The sequence below is a fragment of the Morganella psychrotolerans genome (assembly GCF_001676055.1).
Classification (GTDB): domain Bacteria; phylum Pseudomonadota; class Gammaproteobacteria; order Enterobacterales; family Enterobacteriaceae; genus Morganella; species Morganella psychrotolerans_B.
The window spans coordinates 133,980-150,072 of sequence record NZ_LZEX01000001.1; the positions used below are offsets into that span (position 1 = coordinate 133,980).

Here is a 16,093-nt window from a genome sequence, read left to right on the forward strand (position 1 = left end):
GGTAATATACCCTGATATGTGATGATTCTTGCGGTTATCAATCAGTTGATTGCCCGCGCTGAGCGTGCCGTGCTGCCAGAAATTCGGCGGCTTTTGCCAGCGAACGCGTACGGGGTGAAGGCGGCAGACTTTTCAGAAAAATTTCACCATAAGGGCGCATGACGATCCGGTTGTCACAGATAACAATCACGCCGTAATCTTCTGTATCACGAATCAGCCGCCCGACGCCCTGTTTAAGGCTTATGACGGCATCCGGGATTTGCACATCACGGAACGGGTCGCCGCCCCGCACCGCGCAATCTTCCATCCGGGCTTTCAGCAGCGGGTCATCCGGTGCGGTAAACGGCAGTTTGTCGATAATGACACAGGTCAGTGCATCACCGCGCACATCAACGCCTTCCCAGAAACTGCTGGTTGCAACCAGCAATGCATTTCCCGATGAGACAAAATCACTGAGTAACTGGCTTTTACTGGTTTCGCCCTGAACCAGCACCGGCAGTGTCAGTGACTGACGAAATTCTGATGCGAGATCGCGCATCATCTGATGTGAAGTGCATAAAAAGAAGCAGCGCCCGCGATTGTGATTGATAAGCGGTCTGAGTTGTTCCGCCAGTTGTTTTGCCGCGCCGTACTGATTCGGCACCGGCAGAAAACGCGGGACACACAGTAACGTTTGCTCCTGAAAATTAAACGGACTCGGCAAAATAAGGGTTTCCGCACTGTCCAGTCCCAGGCGACGGGTAAAATGATGAAGATCGTCATTGACGGACAGAGTAGCTGATGTAAACACCCAGGCGATATTCGCACTGCTCATCATTTCACGGAATTTATCTTCCACCGTGAGCGGCGTCAGTGCCAGCAGGAAGTGACGTCCGTAACTTTCAAACCAGTAACTGTAGCCCGGAATGGAAACATCTTTCAGGCGTTTCAGCCGGTTACGGTAAACCGTTGCCCGCTCAAAAGCCGCATCCAGCATAGCTGAGCGCCCGAGAGACAGTTTCATCACGTCGTAACAGAGTTCCAGCGTATCATCGAGGCGGGTTATCGCCTGCTGAATATGCGGCTTTGCCAGTAATTCACGCAGATTACCGCGATAACCGGTATCCCCCAGCGCCAGACGAAAATCCTGTGTACACATGGTCAGGCGATCAGCACATTTTTGTAACTGAGCCTGGTCGCGCAGCTCTGTCCGGTAAGCCATAATGATATCGCGCGTGAGATCAAATAACTGACGGCTGCTGAGCTGCTGACCGAAATACTGGCTGGCGATATCAGGGATCTGATGCGCTTCATCAAAAATAATGACTTCAGCTTCCGGAATTAACTCCCCGAAACCCGTGTCTTTCACCACGCGATCAGCCATAAACAAATGATGGTTTACCACCACCACGTCCGCATCCAGTGCCTTGCGCCTGGCTTTCAGAACAAAGCAGTCCTTATATTGCGGGCAGTCACTGCCGAGGCAGTTATCATTGGTGCTGGTAATCAGCGGCCAGACCGGGCTGTCTTCCGGGATATCATGGCAGGTGCTGATATCACCCAGCTCAGTCACGCTTGCCCAGCGCCGCGCGGCGACTATCCGGCTCAGCGTTTCATGATCTGTATTGATATCACCGAGCGCCTGCTGGTCCAGCCGCTCAAGGCAAAGGTAATTTGAGCGCCCTTTCAGCAGCGCGACTTTGCCGTCATAGTCCAGCGCCTGAACAATGGTCGGGAGGTCGCGGTTATAGAGCTGATCCTGCAACGCTTTCGAGCCGGTGGAGATAATCGTCTTCTTTCCGGCGCGCAGGGCGGGCACCAGATAGGCGTAAGTTTTCCCGGTCCCGGTGCCGGCTTCCGCCACCAACTGACCTTGTGTTTCAATCGCCCGGCTGATGGCGGCGGACATGGTCACCTGTGCTTCCCGTGGTTGGAAACCCGGGATCACCTGAGCTAACCGGCCATTTTTTGCAAAATCGTCTGACACGCGCGTTCTCTTCTGACAAAATAGACCGCAATTATGCCAAGGGTTGAGCGATAGCACCACCTTGCTGTGTAAGAAACTGGATATATTTACAGGAGAGAGAATGACAATTCAGCGAATTGACCCGGAAGACCGCTGGTCTGAAGCCGTTGTGCACAATAACACTGTTTATTACACCAGTGTCCCGGAAGATCTGAGCGGCGATATTACCGCGCAGACAACCAGTGCGCTGCACGCGATTGATAAAATACTTGCCCGCGCCGGTTCAGATAAAACCAAAATCCTGGATGCGACGATTTTCCTGGCGGATAAAGCCAATTTTGCCGGAATGAATGCGGCATGGGATGCCTGGGTTGCTCACGGCAGTGCGCCGGTGCGCTGTACTGTTGAAGCAGCACTGATGAATCCTGATTATAAAGTTGAAATCAAGATTATTGCTGCGGTGTAAATTGTTGTGATAATACCCGCGCCACGGATGGCACGGTTGAATTTATATAATCAGCTACTGAAATTATGCCTGCTCACAGAATTTTAAAATCATCTGCCAGCGCCGCCCAGTGTGATCGCAATTTTTCCTTATGCTCATCCAGCATTGGCAGCTCATGCAATAATTGCGGCCACTGACTCCGTGCCTTGTTTATCACATCCAGCAAATGTGGCTTAACCGCAATCCAGGGAACGCCAACCTTCCCTGACCAAGTCTCAAAATGTTTTAGCGAGATATTATACCACTGCTTTGTTCCTGCCATATTCAAGGCAAGATTGTCGTGTTTAATATAGGGCGCAGTAAACACCACATCATAGAGTGGTGATAAACCGGCAGAAAGGCGGTCACGATAGATTATCGTCCAGTTTTTCAGGTGAGCATCGCCATTACCCAGTAAAATATTGATAAGCAATCTGCGGGCCATTTGCTGAATATTTTTTAATCGTTCAGTGCATGATTGATAAAGTACCGTTCCGATATTTTCATAATTGGTTTTTTGATATTTATCAGAAGGATAAAGTCCGAATATCTGAGCAAAATCCTCAGTATGAATACGACCGTCACCGCCGCGGTCAAAACGCTTAATACCATAAGCATATAATTCATCCGGTAACCGTATATCAGGTAAACCGTCCAGTTTTGACAATTCAATCAGCCGGATTTCAGGCACATCAGCACCTGCAACACCGGCCAGCGTCATACAGGTATATTCATTAACAGGAACACCTTTATGAATTGTTGATGGTGTTTTAATTATCCACATATCCTGTGAAATCGCCTGATCTATATGATAACGCCCGTCAATATGAGATGACGAAAATTTGACCTGGACACCGGCAAGAGAAAATTTAGTATCTGCATGCTTAACATCAATTTGCCGGGGCTCAACAGATAAACGATGCTCAAGTGCCCATTCAGGAACGTCTCCCGCTTTTATCGGTATGGCTGACACCGCCCCCGGCAGATGAAATCCGGAATACGCCAAAATTGAAAATTCATTATCCGGATGGCACTGAAGCATTTCTGCCATCTGCTCTCTTAAGATCCCTTCCGGTAATAAATTTGAAAGTACAGGCGCAAGCTTTTGTGTTCTTATGAGGGGATGAGTTAAATATTCAGCGTCCGATAGCTGCCTGAGTGTAAAAACCGGGCGGATATCAACCGGCATAGCGATAAACGCCGGATCAAAGGTGAGTATATTTTTACCTCCGGCGTAATGAACAACAACAGCAACATCAATGTCATATATTTTAATCCGGAGACCTTCCACCTTCTCCGTAAGCATACTCATGCGTTTTCCTTTGTATCAAACCAAAAGCCAAGATCATCAGAATCATCATTTAAATCATTTTTAGTATTATCAGGTCTGGCCACATCCGTTAAACCGATAATGTGACTGTCCTTACGGGGGGTGATAACCAGCTCAAGCTCAAGCCCTTCCAGAATCCGGAGCAATGTTGATAATTTTATATCATTACCGGCTTCCACACGCTGGTATTGCTGCTGCTTCATGCCAATGCGCATATACATATCTTTCTGTTCAATACCCAATGCTTTGCGCTGCTGAGTGATTATTTTTGCAAAATTTTTGATATCTTTCATTGTGCTGCCCCTACTATGCCGGCATCATCGCTCCAAAAAACAACTTCTACGTTGTTAATAATATCACATACAATCTTGGTGTTGTAAAGAATGCAATAAACAACTGCTATGTTGTAAATTGAAGATAAACAACGTTAGGGTTGTTTATTGCTGGAGGAAAACGCGGGAAAAGTATTTGTGTCTATCCGTAAATCCGGATAACACATAAGGGAATGTATTCGTACTACTGAAAAAATAAAACCGGGCGTTTTAATTGTTCCTGATGGTTTTTCCATGACGAACAGATTAAATCACCCGGTTCAGCGCCGGTTATTTAAGGCCCGGCGCTTTCCACATTGATGTGGTCAGACCGGAATCCACCAGCGTCAGTTGATCTGCATAGACTTTTTGCCAGTTTTGTTTCGCTTTGTCATAGACGTCGCGATGAGCCGGGTTTGGCTGGTATTCATGCTGCCACTGCACCAGACGCTCACCGGCAGATGCCATATCATCATATAACCCGACACCGGCACCGGCGGCAATCGCACAACCCAGCGCGGTCGCTTCTTTCACGACCGGCACACGAACCGGTACACCGGTGACATCAGCCAGAATCTGGCTCCAGAGTTTACCTTTCGAACCGCCTCCGGCAAACACCAGAGAATCCGCTTTTACGCCACTGAATTGTGCAATTAAATCCAGATTCAGCGCTGAAACAATCGCGGCGTTCTCTTCCAGTGCGCGGAACAAAGAAGCCTTATTGCTCTTTTCTGCATCAATCGACAGATTGATAAAAGAGGGTGCGGCGTGATACCAGGATTTAAAGCGCATCACATCAGAGAAAATCGGCATGATACCGTGAGAGCCTGCCGGAACACGGGCGGCCATATCTTCCAGTAAGGAATACGTATCCACCCCAAGCCGTTCGGCGATCAGTTTTTCTTCTGCACAGAACGCATCACGGAACCAGCGCATGGTAAGCCCGGTAAAGAAACTGATCGATTCCGCCTGCACCATTCCCGGGATAACATGCGGGTTAATGCGGGTATTCATATCAGGATCCGTCACCGGCTGCGGCAGGTTAACTACCTGTTGCCAGAAGGTTCCGCCGAGTACTGCTGTTTGTCCGGGTTTGACAACGCCGAGACCCAGGCAGCCAAGCTGAACATCTCCGCCGCCCATAACAACCGGCGTACCTTTTGCCAGCCCGGATTCTTCCGCCGCTTTCGCCGTAATATATCCCAGTACCGTACCGGTTTCTTTTACCGGCGAGAGAATATCCGCACGCAACCCCGCCATTTCCAGCAAACCGGGACGCCAGTCACGTGTAACTAAATCGAGCATACCGGTAGTTCCGGCATTGGAGGGATCGACTGCCAGTTCGCCGCTCAGTTTGCAGGCGAGCCAGTCGCTTATCATCGTCAGGGTTCCCGCCTGCCGGTAGATATCCGGGCGGTGATGTGCCAGCCATAACAGGCGCGGCATCGCACCCAGCGCCAGGGTCTGCCCGGAGCACTGATAAACATCATATTCAAAGGTATTGTTGTACAGCTCTTTTAATTCGCTGACTTCGCGGCTTGAGCGCGCATCCACATTCGCACATGCCCAGATAGGTTCCCCGCTGCGATCATAGAGAACAATTCCCTCACGCATAGAGCAGGCAGACACTCCGGCAATCGCGGAGGCCGGTAATCCGGCATTTTTCAGTGCCAGCTTAATGCAGTGACATGCCAGCTGCCAGTTGGTGTGCAGGTCAAATTCCATCGAGCCCGGAACATCCGGCAGTTCATTATGACGCCACTCCGCCTGTCCGGCGGCAATCTGGTTGCCGTGAAGATCAAAAATTACGGCTCTGATACTGCCTGTTCCCGCATCCAGTGCCATCAGGTACTTTGATGACTGGCTGCCTGTGCTCTGATCCATGTCGCCATCCTCACAAAATTAATTGGATTGATACCGGTACATCATGAAATACAGCGTATATTCAGCGACGGCTGTCAGCCACAGAGCACAGACAGTCAGCGCATCAGGTTAATAATGTCAGCATTACCCGTGCCGTTTGTTCATCCGTGACCAGCGCATTGATATACCCACCCAGCAGTGCTGCCACTATTACCTCAGCTTTCTCTTCTCCGCCCGCCACACCCACAACAGTCGGAATGTTTTTCAGCTCCGCCGGTGTGATACCGATAAGTTCGCGGTGCATTTCCACATCGTCGGTCATTTCACCTTCGCGGCCGATAAAATAGCCGAGAATGTCACCGACTGCGCCGCGTCGTCCCAGCATCAGCTGTTCACCGCTGCTGATGTAGCCGGAGCGCATAATGGTCGCATCCTGCTTCTGATTAACCGCACCCAGCCCGACCACCGCAATATCTGCCGCGCAGGCTGCCATAAGGACATCCTGCACACTGCGCTCGCGGCGGAATGTCGCGGCAACCGTCGCGTTGGATGCCCGCAGCGGTGCAGGAATGATACTGACCGGGCAATTGGCATCGAGCTGCCCGATGCCGGTCATGTATTGCCCGACCCCGCCGGACAATGTCACCAGCCTGATTTGTTGTGATGACACAAACCCGCTCAGGTGCTGCAATGTCGCCATTGCCGCTTCACCAAAGCCGACCGCCAGTAATTGCCCGGGTGTAAGCTGAGACATCAGTAAATGTGCACCGGCAACACCGAGCCGGCTGTGAAGCTCAGGTCCGTTCAGTGAAGGCAGGATGCGAATTTGTTTTAACGAGAATCTTTTTTTCAGAATATCTTCAAGCTCCAGACATCCTTCAAACCGGGAATTTATCTGTACGCGGATAACACCGGACTGACGTCCTTTTTCGAGTAAACGCGACACTTTCAGTCGTGTCAGGCCGAGCAGATCCCCGATGTCTCCCTGTGTGAGGCCATCATGGTAATAAAACCAGGCAATACGGGCCAATAACTCTTCTTCATTCATACTCAGTCCTGAGGCGTCATAGTCCATCGAAGAAACGGGGCTTACCGGGGCTGCTTTTGTATTTTTAGATACTGTCGACATGTGAACTTTTGTTTTCCATTTTTACAGATAAGCACCTTTTTGCAGATTTCGCCAGAGGTGCAAGCCAAAATTTTGAACAGATTCTAACGCAGATCTAATTTTTTTCACAAAATGTGGTGAAATTATTGTCATATTTCATTTTTATGGCTTACATTTATGAACAAATGTGTTTATAAATTATAAATGTTCATTTTTGATGTTTTCTTCATCACATAACATCCGAGCACAATACCCATAACATCAGAGGTGCCGTTATGTCCGGAAAGCAACACCCTGTTCAGCCACTGCTGACTGCCCGCGGAATCGCCAAGCAATTTTCCGGCGTGGTAGTGCTGAAACACATCGACTTCACACTGTTACCGGGACAGGTTCATGCCCTGCTCGGCGGAAACGGCGCGGGTAAATCCACTCTGATGAAAATCATTGCAGGTATTGAGCAGCCGGATAGCGGCACACTGACACTTGAAGGTCAGGAAATTTCGCACCTGACACCGGCAAAAGCGCATCAGCTCGGGCTGTATCTGGTTCCGCAGGAGCCGCTGCTGTTCCCCAATCTGACTGTGCAGGAAAATATTCTCTTTCGTCTGCCGAAACATCAGGCGGGCAAAGCCAAATTACAGCAGATGCTCAGCGCTCTGCGCTGTAATTTTGACCTGAGTGCCCGTGCGGGCAGCCTGAATGTGGCTGACCAGCAGTTAGTTGAGATAATGCGGGGGCTGATGCGGGACTCACGCATCCTTATTCTGGACGAACCGACCGCCTCGCTGACACCGGCTGAAACACACCGCCTGTTTGAACGCATCAGGGAGTTACAGCAAAAAGGGGTCGGGATTGTCTTTATCTCCCATAAAATTCCGGAAATTCATGCGATTGCTGATTATCTGAGTGTGATGCGTGACGGCAATATTGCTCTGACCGGACCGGCAAAACAGTTTTCAACAGATGAAATCATTCAGGCGATCACGCCGGAAGCCAAGAAAAAACCGTTATCAGAGACTCAGAAGTTGTGGCTGGATCTCGCCTCTGCCCGCAATAATCCGCAATCCGGTGAGCCGGTGCTGGATGTCCGTAATGCCTGTGGCGAAGGGTTCCGCCACATCAGTTTTGTTGTCAACCCCGGGGAAGTGGTCGGACTGGCCGGCGTCGTTGGCGCCGGCCGGACTGAACTCGCGGAGACATTATATGGCTGCGCCCGCTGATCGCCGGTGACATTCACCTCAACGGTGAGAATTTACGCGGCATCAGTACAGAAAAACGCCTTACCCGCGGGCTGGTCTGTTTGCCGGAAGATCGCCAGGCATCCGGCTTTTCCTTGATGCGCCGCTGACATGGAATATAGGCGCGCTGGTGCATAACCACCGGGGGCTGCTGGTCCGCCGTGCTTATGATGACGCAGTGCTGGAGCGCTACCGCCGCGCACTGAATATCAAATTCAATGACGGTCAGCAACTGGTGCGCACCCTTTCCGGCGGAAATCAGCAAAAAATCCTGATTGCCAAGTGTCTGGAAGCCAATCCTTCCCTGCTGATTATTGATGAACCGACACGCGGCGTGGATGTCGGGGCGCGAAATGATATTTATCAGCTTATACAAAGCATTGCACAGCAAAATGTGGCGATTTTACTGATTTCATCGGATCTGGATGAAGTTGTGGCACTGGCTGACCGCGTGCTGGTCATGCATCAGGGCGAATTTGTCGGTGAACTGCAACAGGATGAAATGAATGTCGATACCATTATGCACATGGCATTTGGTGAGCAGCGCCGCAACACTGACACGAAAAGTACCGGAACAAAAAGCACAGAAACAGAAAGCAGTTCATCACAGGAGGCGGCATCATGCTGAAATATATACAAAATAACCGTGAAATGACCGCGCTGCTTGCGATCCTCTGCCTGTTCGTATTACTGGGCACAATGGAAACCCGCTATTTTAGTTTTCAGACCGCCACCATGATTTTCGGCAGTGCACAAATCCAGATGCTGCTGGCGATTGGTGCCACCCTGGTGATGCTGACGCGCAATATTGATGTCTCGGTCGGCTCCACCACCGGGCTGTGTGCGGTGATTATCGGCATTTCACTGAATGCCGGACTCCCCCTGACAGTCGCTATTCTGCTGACCGTTGCCACCGGTCTGCTTGCCGGGTTATTTAACGGTATCCTGGTAACCTGGTTCAAAATACCGGCGATTGTTGCCACCCTCGGCACGCTCGGGCTGTATCGCGGCATTATGTTATTACTGACCGGCGGCAAATGGATCGAAGGCTTACCCGCAGAGCTGAAAGCCCTGTCTCAGCCGGTATTCCTCGGATTATCACCGATTGGCTGGTTCATTATCCTGCTGATTATTCTGATGACACTGTTTTTAGCGCGCACGACTGCCGGACGCGGTTTTTATGCCACCGGCGATAACTTACAGGGCGCGCGTCAGTTAGGTGTTCCGGTAGACAGAACACGTATTATTGCCTTTTCAGTCAATGGCATGATGGCAGCACTTGCCGGTATCGTCTTTGCCTCCCAAATCGGGTTTATTCCGAACCAGACCGGCAACGGGCTGGAAATGAAAGCTATCGCCGCCTGTGTATTGGGCGGAATAAGCCTGCTCGGCGGCACCGGTACTATCGCCGGGGCGATTCTGGGCGCTTATTTTATGACTCAGATTGACAGCGTGCTGGTGCTGCTGAAATTACCGGCCTGGTGGAATGATTTTATCGCCGGTTTTGTGTTACTCGCCGTCTTAGTCTTTGATGGTCGTCTGCGCGTGGCACTGGAGAAAAACCTCCGCGCCCAGCGTTATGCACGGTTCCTCAATCCGTCCCCGCAGCAGGAGACAAAAAAATGACTGGTATCAAACGTTACGGCTGGGAAATTTCACTGTTGCTGCTGCTGGTGGCAGAGATCCTGTTATTCGGGATGGGCAACCCGCGCATGCTGGATGCCAATGTGCTGCTGTTCAGTACCAGTGACTTTATCTGTATCGGGCTGGTGGCGCTGCCGCTCACCCTGGTGATTGTCAGCGGCGGAATGGATATCTCTTTCGGTGCCACTATCGGCTTGTCGTCTATTGTGCTCGGAATTCTTAACCAGGCGGGCGTGCCGATGATTGCCGCTATCCCCCTGACATTACTGACCGGTGCTCTGTGCGGGCTGATTAATGCCCTGCTTATCTTATTTACCGGTATAAACCCGCTGGTTATTACCCTCGGTACTATGTATCTGTTCGGCGGCTGCGCCCTGCTGCTCTCCGGGCTTTCCGGTGCCAGCGGCTTTGAGGGGATCGGCGGCTTTCCGATGGCCTTTACTGATTTTGCCAATCTGGACTTGTACGGTATTCCGCTTCCGCTGATTATTTTTGCTCTCTGTGTGATTGTGTTCTGGTTTTATCTGCACCGCACACATCCGGGACGTAATGTCTTTCTGATCGGACAAAATGCCCGGGTCGCGCGTTACAGTGCCTTTCCGGTGACACGCACAATTTGTCTGCTTTATGCGATGGTCGGTGTCTCCGCCGCGCTCGCTGCCATTATTTTAGTCTCCTATTTCGGCTCTGCCCGTGCCGATCTCGGTGCGTCATTCCTGATGCCGGCAATCACGGCGGTTGTATTAGGCGGCGCAAATATTTACGGCGGATCCGGCTCTGTGTTAGGGACGGCACTCGCTGTACTGCTGGTTGGTTTCTTACAGCAGGGGCTGCAAATGGTAGGTGTACCAAATCAGGTTTCCAGTGCACTTTCGGGTGCGCTGCTTATTGTTGCCGTTGTTGGTCGTTCCGTTTCTTTACACCGACATCACATCCTCGGATGGTGGGCGCGTAAACGCAACAGGCAATTCGTATCAGAGTAAAACACGTTTCTTATCACAGATTTGACGAAATGGAGAAAACCATGAAACCCATCATGAAAAAACTGGCGCTCGCCACTGCATTAAGTCTCGCATGTGTTTCCTGGGCGAATGCAGCACAAAAAGTCGCCTTTATTCCTAAACTTGTCGGTGTCGGATTCTTTACCAGCGGCGGTCAGGGTGCAGTAGAAGCCGGGAAAAAACTCGGTATCGATGTCACGTATGACGGACCGACTGAGCCGAGTGTTTCCGGTCAGGTTCAGCTTATCAATAACTTTGTCAATCGTGGTTATGACGCGGTTATTGTCTCCGCCGTATCACCGGACGGTTTATGCCCTGCTCTTAAACGCGCCATGCAGCGCGGTGTGAAAGTGCTGACATGGGACTCTGATACCAATCCGGAATGCCGCTCTATTTATATCGACCAGGGCACGCCGAAGCAACTCGGCGGGATCCTTGTGGATATGGCCGCGGATCAGGTGAAAAAAGAGAAAGCAAAAGTCGCATTCTTCTATTCCAGCCCGACCGTGACCGACCAGAACCAGTGGGTGAAAGAGGCGAAAGCAAAAATCGCTGCTGAACATCCGGGCTGGGAAGTGGTTACCACACAGTATGGCTATAACGATGCGACAAAATCATTACAGACAGCCGAAGGGATCATGAATGCCTGGAGCGACCTGGATGTGATTATTGCACCGGATGCCAATGCCTTACCGGCAGCGGCTCAGGCAAAAGAAAACCTGAAACGTAATAATGTTGCGGTCGTCGGTTTCAGCACCCCGAATGTTATGCGCCCGTATGTGGAGCGCGGCACTGTTGACCAGTTCGCTTTATGGGATGTGGTGAAACAGGGTGAAATTTCTGTTGCTGTGGCAGATGCACTGATGAAAAAAGGTGAATTGAATGTCGGCGACAAAATTATGGTCGACGGCGTGGGTGAAGTCGAAGTTTCCCCGAACAGTATCCAGGGGTATGACTACGAAGCAAAAGGCAACGGCGTTGTTGTTCTTCCTGAGCGCGTAATCTTCACCAAAAAGAACATTAACAACTACAATTTCTGATGTGGTTGCTGATTTATTCATTGGCGCAGTTGTTAACTGCGCCAGTTTAACCAAGGGAGAATTCCATGGCTGATTTAGATGATATCCGTGACGGTAAAGATTTCGGGCTGAACACCCCGCAGAAAAACACCCTTTATACCCTTAAAGGCTGTGGCTCGCTGGATTGGGGAATGCAATCGCGCCTTGCCCGCATTTTTAATCCGCAAGATAACAGAACTGTGATGCTGGCCTTTGACCACGGCTATTTCCAGGGACCGACCACCGGTCTTGAGCGCATAGATATTAATATCGCCCCGCTCTTTGAACATACCGATGTTCTGATGTGTACCCGCGGGATCCTGCGCTCACAAGTGCCGGTCGCCACCAACAAACCGGTTGTTCTGCGCGCATCCGGCGCCAACTCCATTCTGACCGAGCTTTCCAATGAAGCCGTCGCGGTGGCAATGGATGATGCGGTGCGCCTGAATGTGGCAGCAGTTGCGGCACAGGTGTATATCGGGACAGAGCATGAGCATCAGTCCATCAAAAACATCATCAGTATGGTGGATGCGGGAATGCGTGTCGGTATGCCGGTGATGGCGGTAACAGGTGTCGGTAAAGATATGGCGCGTGATCAGCGTTATTTCTCACTTGCCAGCCGTATCGCCGCCGAGATGGGCGCGCAGATAATCAAAACCTATTTTGTTGAAGAAGGTTTCGAGCGCATTACTGCCGGGTGTCCGGTGCCGATTGTTATCGCCGGCGGGAAAAAACTGCCGGAAGATGAAGCACTCGATATGTGTTTCCGCGCCATAGACCAGGGCGCTTCAGGTGTGGACATGGGACGCAATATCTTCCAGTCCGAAGACCCGGTTGCCATGATGAAAGCGGTTCATGCCGTGGTTCATGGCGGCGAGAGCGCAAAACAGGCTTATGCATTGTTCCTGAGTGAAAAGAATAAGGGGTAAATTTTGAACGTAACATTAGTTGAAATTAATGTAAAAGCGGACAAGGTGGATGAATTTATTGCGGTATTCCGTGAAAATCATCTGGGTTCGGTAAAAGAACCCGGCAACCTGCGATTTGATGTGTTGCAGGATCCGGACGTTCAGACCCGTTTTTATATCTATGAAGCCTATACGGATGATGCCGCCGTTGCCGCACATAAGAAAACACCGCACTATTTGCAGTGTGTTGAAAAACTGGAAGCCCTGATGACCGGCCCGCGTAAGAAAACCGCGTTTATCGGTTTAATGCCTGAAATCAGGTAAGTACAGGCGATATTCTGAAAAACCTGCTGCGGCAGGTTTTTTATTGTCCTGACGCGGCAAACCGCCTACTATCGGACTCATTCGTTCTGTATGTTAAGTGCTGTTATCAGCCGGGGTACTCCGTGAAAAAAATACACCTCTGTGGTTCACTGCTGTTGTTGTCTGTCTCAGCCGTACCGGCTTATGCCGCTGATGACTGTAAACCCGTGTCCGCGCAAACGCAGCTCAACCATTACCGCCTGATGGGAATACCCTACCTGCGCGGTCCGGTTAAATCTGTCTCGATGACCACGGAAAGAAATCCGCAAAGTGATATCCGCCTCTCCTCATTCAACCGGATACACCTGAGCCCCTGCGGAGACATCATCAGTTATGATTTTATGCGCAAAAGTCAGGAATACGGCATGCTGACAACCACAACCGTCACCGCTGCCGAAGATGATGCCGCTATTAATCTGGAATACACCTACTCAACCGGTTATATCACACAGAAAAAGCCACGCCCGATGGTGTCCCGCATAACACTGACGAAAGACGCGCAGAAAATCATCACCGGTTACCGGACAGAGAATTTTATTAAAGGAAACAGTACTATCCTGTCCGAAACAGGGGAACTGAATTACCGCAGCGGTGATATCGATAACATTGTGATTAACAGCCAATTGTTCGCACAAACCTACAGCATGAAATATAACTATAATGATAACGGTGATATCTCGCGGATTTATACAGACACATCCCCCATGCTCGAATACACCTTTACATACAATGATAAAGGCGGGCTTGTCACCGGCTCAGACAAAACGGATATCGCCGGGATCACTGTCACCAACCACGTTGAATGTACTCAATGGGATGCATGGCAAAACTGTACATCGGGGATCTGGACAAAAACAAACAGTAACAACCAGCCCGGCATGACAGATGTTCAGGGGCAGACGGTTTTCCATACCGTTTATGATTATTACGGTGACAAATAATGGCAAACCTGTTCCTTTATACAACGATCATCACGCTACTCACCGGTAGTTCTGCATTATATGCAGCTGAAAAGAGTCACTGCACACAAGAAAATCTGCAAACAATACAAAATAACCGCACTATTCTCGGGGTACCCTATATCAGAGGTCCCGTAAAATCACTCAGGGCGCAATCAGCTCCGGATCCTGATGATTTCCGTGAGTTTACCATTACAACAGAAATTGATTTTGATCCCTGCGGACTCATAACGCACTTTAAATCCCTGCGCAGCGATATCGCCGGCAGGATAAAAAAGACCCGTATTCTGTCAGCATCCGAAACCGGTAATAATGCAAATTATACGTTTAAAAACTACCGTCACCGCACGGGGAGAACCGATCGTTACCCGATGGTGATCAGTACAGAATTTACCAAAGATGAAAAACAGCAGATAGTCGGCGGTAAAGCAAAAATGTATGTTGAAAATAACGACACCACCATGCACGGCGATATACAAGTGCAACTACAGAACGGACAGCTTTCCGGTCTTATTACACACTGGCCGGATTTATATCTCGATCAGAACTTTAAAATAGGCTACGACGATGCGGGGCGTATTATATCCATAGCGACTGACGGTGATACACCACTCACTCAGACATTTACTTATACACCGGAAGGTTATAGCGCCACGCAGGAAGATCTTTATGAGGGCGGCGTCCTTACCAACCGCTATTTTACAGAGTGTCAGAGATGGGATACTCACGGCAACTGTACGCAGGAACGTGTTTCTTTGCAGTATATCCACGGTGATAAAAAGACCGGACTCAGAGAAAATACAGCCACAATAGTCACTAAAGTGATTGAGTATTACCCATAAAAATTCCCCTGATGCCGGAGTCCGGTATCAGGGGAAATTTTTCAGTCTTGTGCATAATCACAATAATTACGCGAACTTAATCATCACCATCCCCAGCAGAAGCAGCACAATACCGCCCCAGCCTTTGTAATTGAGGCGCTGATTAAACAAGATCCAGCCAGCGGCAACCGTTGCCACAATCCCGAATGCACCCCAGAGTGCATACGCCACAGATAACTCAATACCGCGGACCGCCAGTGCCAGGCAACTGAATGCACCTAATACTGCCAGCAGTGATAATATCCCCAGCCACAGGCGTTTAAAGCCGTTTGACATCTTCAGCAGGATATTAGCCATAATCTCCAGCACCACAGCCAGCAGTAAAAATGCCCCGTGCCACCATTCAAATGTCGACAACATATTACGCCCCTTTCATCATCTCGTTCAGTGGCGCGTAAGACGGTTTTGCAACAGGCTGTTTTTTCTGTACTGCTTTTTTGGTGCCGTATTTAATCAGGGTGATCCCTGCAATTAACAGAGCCAGACCGCCCAGTTTCATTGGTGAAAGTGATTCCTGGAACCACATCACACTGAATGTGGTGATGATGAGGATCCCGATCCCTTCCCACAGCGCGTATGCCACGCCGAGAGCCACTTTTTTAACCGCCATGGACAGTAAAATATAAGATGCAGCGATCATGATATACATCACAACCATACCTGCGGTGTCACCGGAAACACTTGCGTATTTCATCGACAACGTTCCGATAACCTCGGTCACAATGGCTAAGCCTAAAAACATCCAGTAAATCATAGTTATTTTTCCTGATGTGCAACGCATACAGGTTTACGACACACCATAAAGCAGGTGCGTAACCAGTCGCGTTTAACGCTAAACGAAAATGTTAAATATAACAGTGCAACCAAAAGCGCAGCGGCGTTTGGCTCGTCAGACGGAAAGAGAAATAGCTATAATTCGCTGTACCAATAGTGCTCGCTTGATACGATAGCGGAAAGGAAAAGTACGTGGGTAGAACGTCGGATTTTAATCCTGCTACTA

At 50.0% G+C, this 16,093-nt stretch carries 15 protein-coding genes and 1 pseudogene; 9 read left to right on the forward strand and 7 right to left on the reverse strand.

Going from position 1 to position 16,093, the window contains the following annotated elements; all coding sequences use genetic code 11:
- Window positions 1-37: 37 nt before the first annotated feature.
- On the reverse strand, window positions 38-1,966 hold the full coding sequence (locus AYY17_RS00630) for an ATP-dependent DNA helicase (RefSeq protein WP_067420473.1): 1,929 nt from the start codon (window positions 1,964-1,966) through the stop codon (window positions 38-40).
- 100 nt (window positions 1,967-2,066) lie between these two features.
- On the opposite strand from AYY17_RS00630, the gene AYY17_RS00635 reads away from it, so the two are divergent.
- Window positions 2,067-2,411 carry a RidA family protein gene (locus AYY17_RS00635; RefSeq protein WP_067399879.1) on the forward strand — a complete coding sequence of 115 codons (345 nt, stop codon included), beginning with the start codon at window positions 2,067-2,069 and terminating at the stop codon, window positions 2,409-2,411.
- 73 nt (window positions 2,412-2,484) lie between these two features.
- Here the strand turns inward: AYY17_RS00635 and AYY17_RS00640 are convergent, their stop codons facing one another.
- From AYY17_RS00640 to lsrR, 4 genes are all read right to left on the reverse strand, one after another.
- A complete protein-coding gene (locus AYY17_RS00640) occupies window positions 2,485-3,741 on the reverse strand; it encodes a type II toxin-antitoxin system HipA family toxin (RefSeq protein WP_067420475.1) in 1,257 nt (418 codons plus the stop codon).
- A complete protein-coding gene (locus AYY17_RS00645) occupies window positions 3,738-4,052 on the reverse strand; it encodes a helix-turn-helix domain-containing protein (protein WP_067420477.1) in 315 nt (104 codons plus the stop codon). The genes AYY17_RS00640 and AYY17_RS00645 overlap by 4 nt, the downstream gene beginning before the upstream one ends.
- 309 nt (window positions 4,053-4,361) lie before the next feature.
- Complete coding sequence (gene lsrK / locus AYY17_RS00650; protein WP_067420479.1) at window positions 4,362-5,954, reverse strand: autoinducer-2 kinase; 1,593 nt, start codon at window positions 5,952-5,954, stop codon at window positions 4,362-4,364.
- A 103-nt stretch (window positions 5,955-6,057) separates the two neighbouring features.
- Entirely contained in the window at window positions 6,058-7,008 is a 951-nt protein-coding gene (gene lsrR / locus AYY17_RS00655) for a transcriptional regulator LsrR (protein WP_067399885.1), read from the reverse strand.
- Between the two features lie 308 nt (window positions 7,009-7,316).
- On the opposite strand from lsrR, the pseudogene lsrA reads away from it, so the two are divergent.
- The 8 genes and pseudogenes from lsrA to AYY17_RS00695 all read left to right on the forward strand — a co-directional run bounded on the left by lsrA (window position 7,317) and on the right by AYY17_RS00695 (window position 15,054).
- Window positions 7,317-8,907: pseudogene (gene lsrA / locus AYY17_RS00660) on the forward strand (autoinducer 2 ABC transporter ATP-binding protein LsrA).
- Window positions 8,901-9,905, forward strand: coding sequence for an autoinducer 2 ABC transporter permease LsrC (lsrC, locus tag AYY17_RS00665; protein WP_067420481.1), 1,005 nt, complete (start codon window positions 8,901-8,903; stop codon window positions 9,903-9,905). Before lsrA ends, lsrC begins: the two are co-directional and overlap by 7 nt.
- Window positions 9,902-10,906: an autoinducer 2 ABC transporter permease LsrD gene (gene lsrD, locus AYY17_RS00670; RefSeq protein ID WP_067420483.1), complete on the forward strand. Its 1,005-nt coding sequence runs from the start codon at window positions 9,902-9,904 to the stop codon at window positions 10,904-10,906. The genes lsrC and lsrD overlap by 4 nt, the downstream gene beginning before the upstream one ends.
- A gap of 41 nt (window positions 10,907-10,947) precedes the next feature.
- Window positions 10,948-11,964 carry an autoinducer 2 ABC transporter substrate-binding protein LsrB gene (gene lsrB / locus AYY17_RS00675; protein WP_156656600.1) on the forward strand — a complete coding sequence of 339 codons (1,017 nt, stop codon included), beginning with the start codon at window positions 10,948-10,950 and terminating at the stop codon, window positions 11,962-11,964.
- Between the two features lie 65 nt (window positions 11,965-12,029).
- Complete coding sequence (gene lsrF, locus AYY17_RS00680) at window positions 12,030-12,911, forward strand: 3-hydroxy-5-phosphonooxypentane-2,4-dione thiolase (protein ID WP_067399897.1); 882 nt, start codon at window positions 12,030-12,032, stop codon at window positions 12,909-12,911.
- 3 nt (window positions 12,912-12,914) lie between these two features.
- Window positions 12,915-13,214, forward strand: a complete 300-nt coding sequence (gene lsrG / locus AYY17_RS00685) for a (4S)-4-hydroxy-5-phosphonooxypentane-2,3-dione isomerase (RefSeq protein WP_067420487.1) — start codon at window positions 12,915-12,917, stop codon at window positions 13,212-13,214.
- A 122-nt stretch (window positions 13,215-13,336) separates the two neighbouring features.
- On the forward strand, window positions 13,337-14,194 hold the full coding sequence (locus tag AYY17_RS00690; protein WP_067420488.1) for a hypothetical protein: 858 nt from the start codon (window positions 13,337-13,339) through the stop codon (window positions 14,192-14,194).
- Window positions 14,194-15,054, forward strand: a complete 861-nt coding sequence (locus tag AYY17_RS00695; RefSeq protein ID WP_067420489.1) for a hypothetical protein — start codon at window positions 14,194-14,196, stop codon at window positions 15,052-15,054. Before AYY17_RS00690 ends, AYY17_RS00695 begins: the two co-directional genes overlap by 1 nt.
- A 66-nt stretch (window positions 15,055-15,120) precedes the next feature.
- On the opposite strand, the gene mdtI is transcribed toward AYY17_RS00695, so the two are convergent.
- Together mdtI and mdtJ are read right to left on the reverse strand one after the other, a co-directional pair.
- The gene (mdtI, locus tag AYY17_RS00700) at window positions 15,121-15,453 is read right to left on the reverse strand and encodes a multidrug/spermidine efflux SMR transporter subunit MdtI (protein ID WP_067399918.1); all 333 of its coding nucleotides are present in this window, start codon (window positions 15,451-15,453) and stop codon (window positions 15,121-15,123) included.
- Between the two features lies 1 nt (window position 15,454).
- Window positions 15,455-15,847 (reverse strand): multidrug/spermidine efflux SMR transporter subunit MdtJ, encoded by a 393-nt coding sequence (gene mdtJ / locus AYY17_RS00705; protein ID WP_067362637.1) that lies wholly within the window; start codon window positions 15,845-15,847, stop codon window positions 15,455-15,457.
- Window positions 15,848-16,093: the final 246 nt, after the last annotated feature.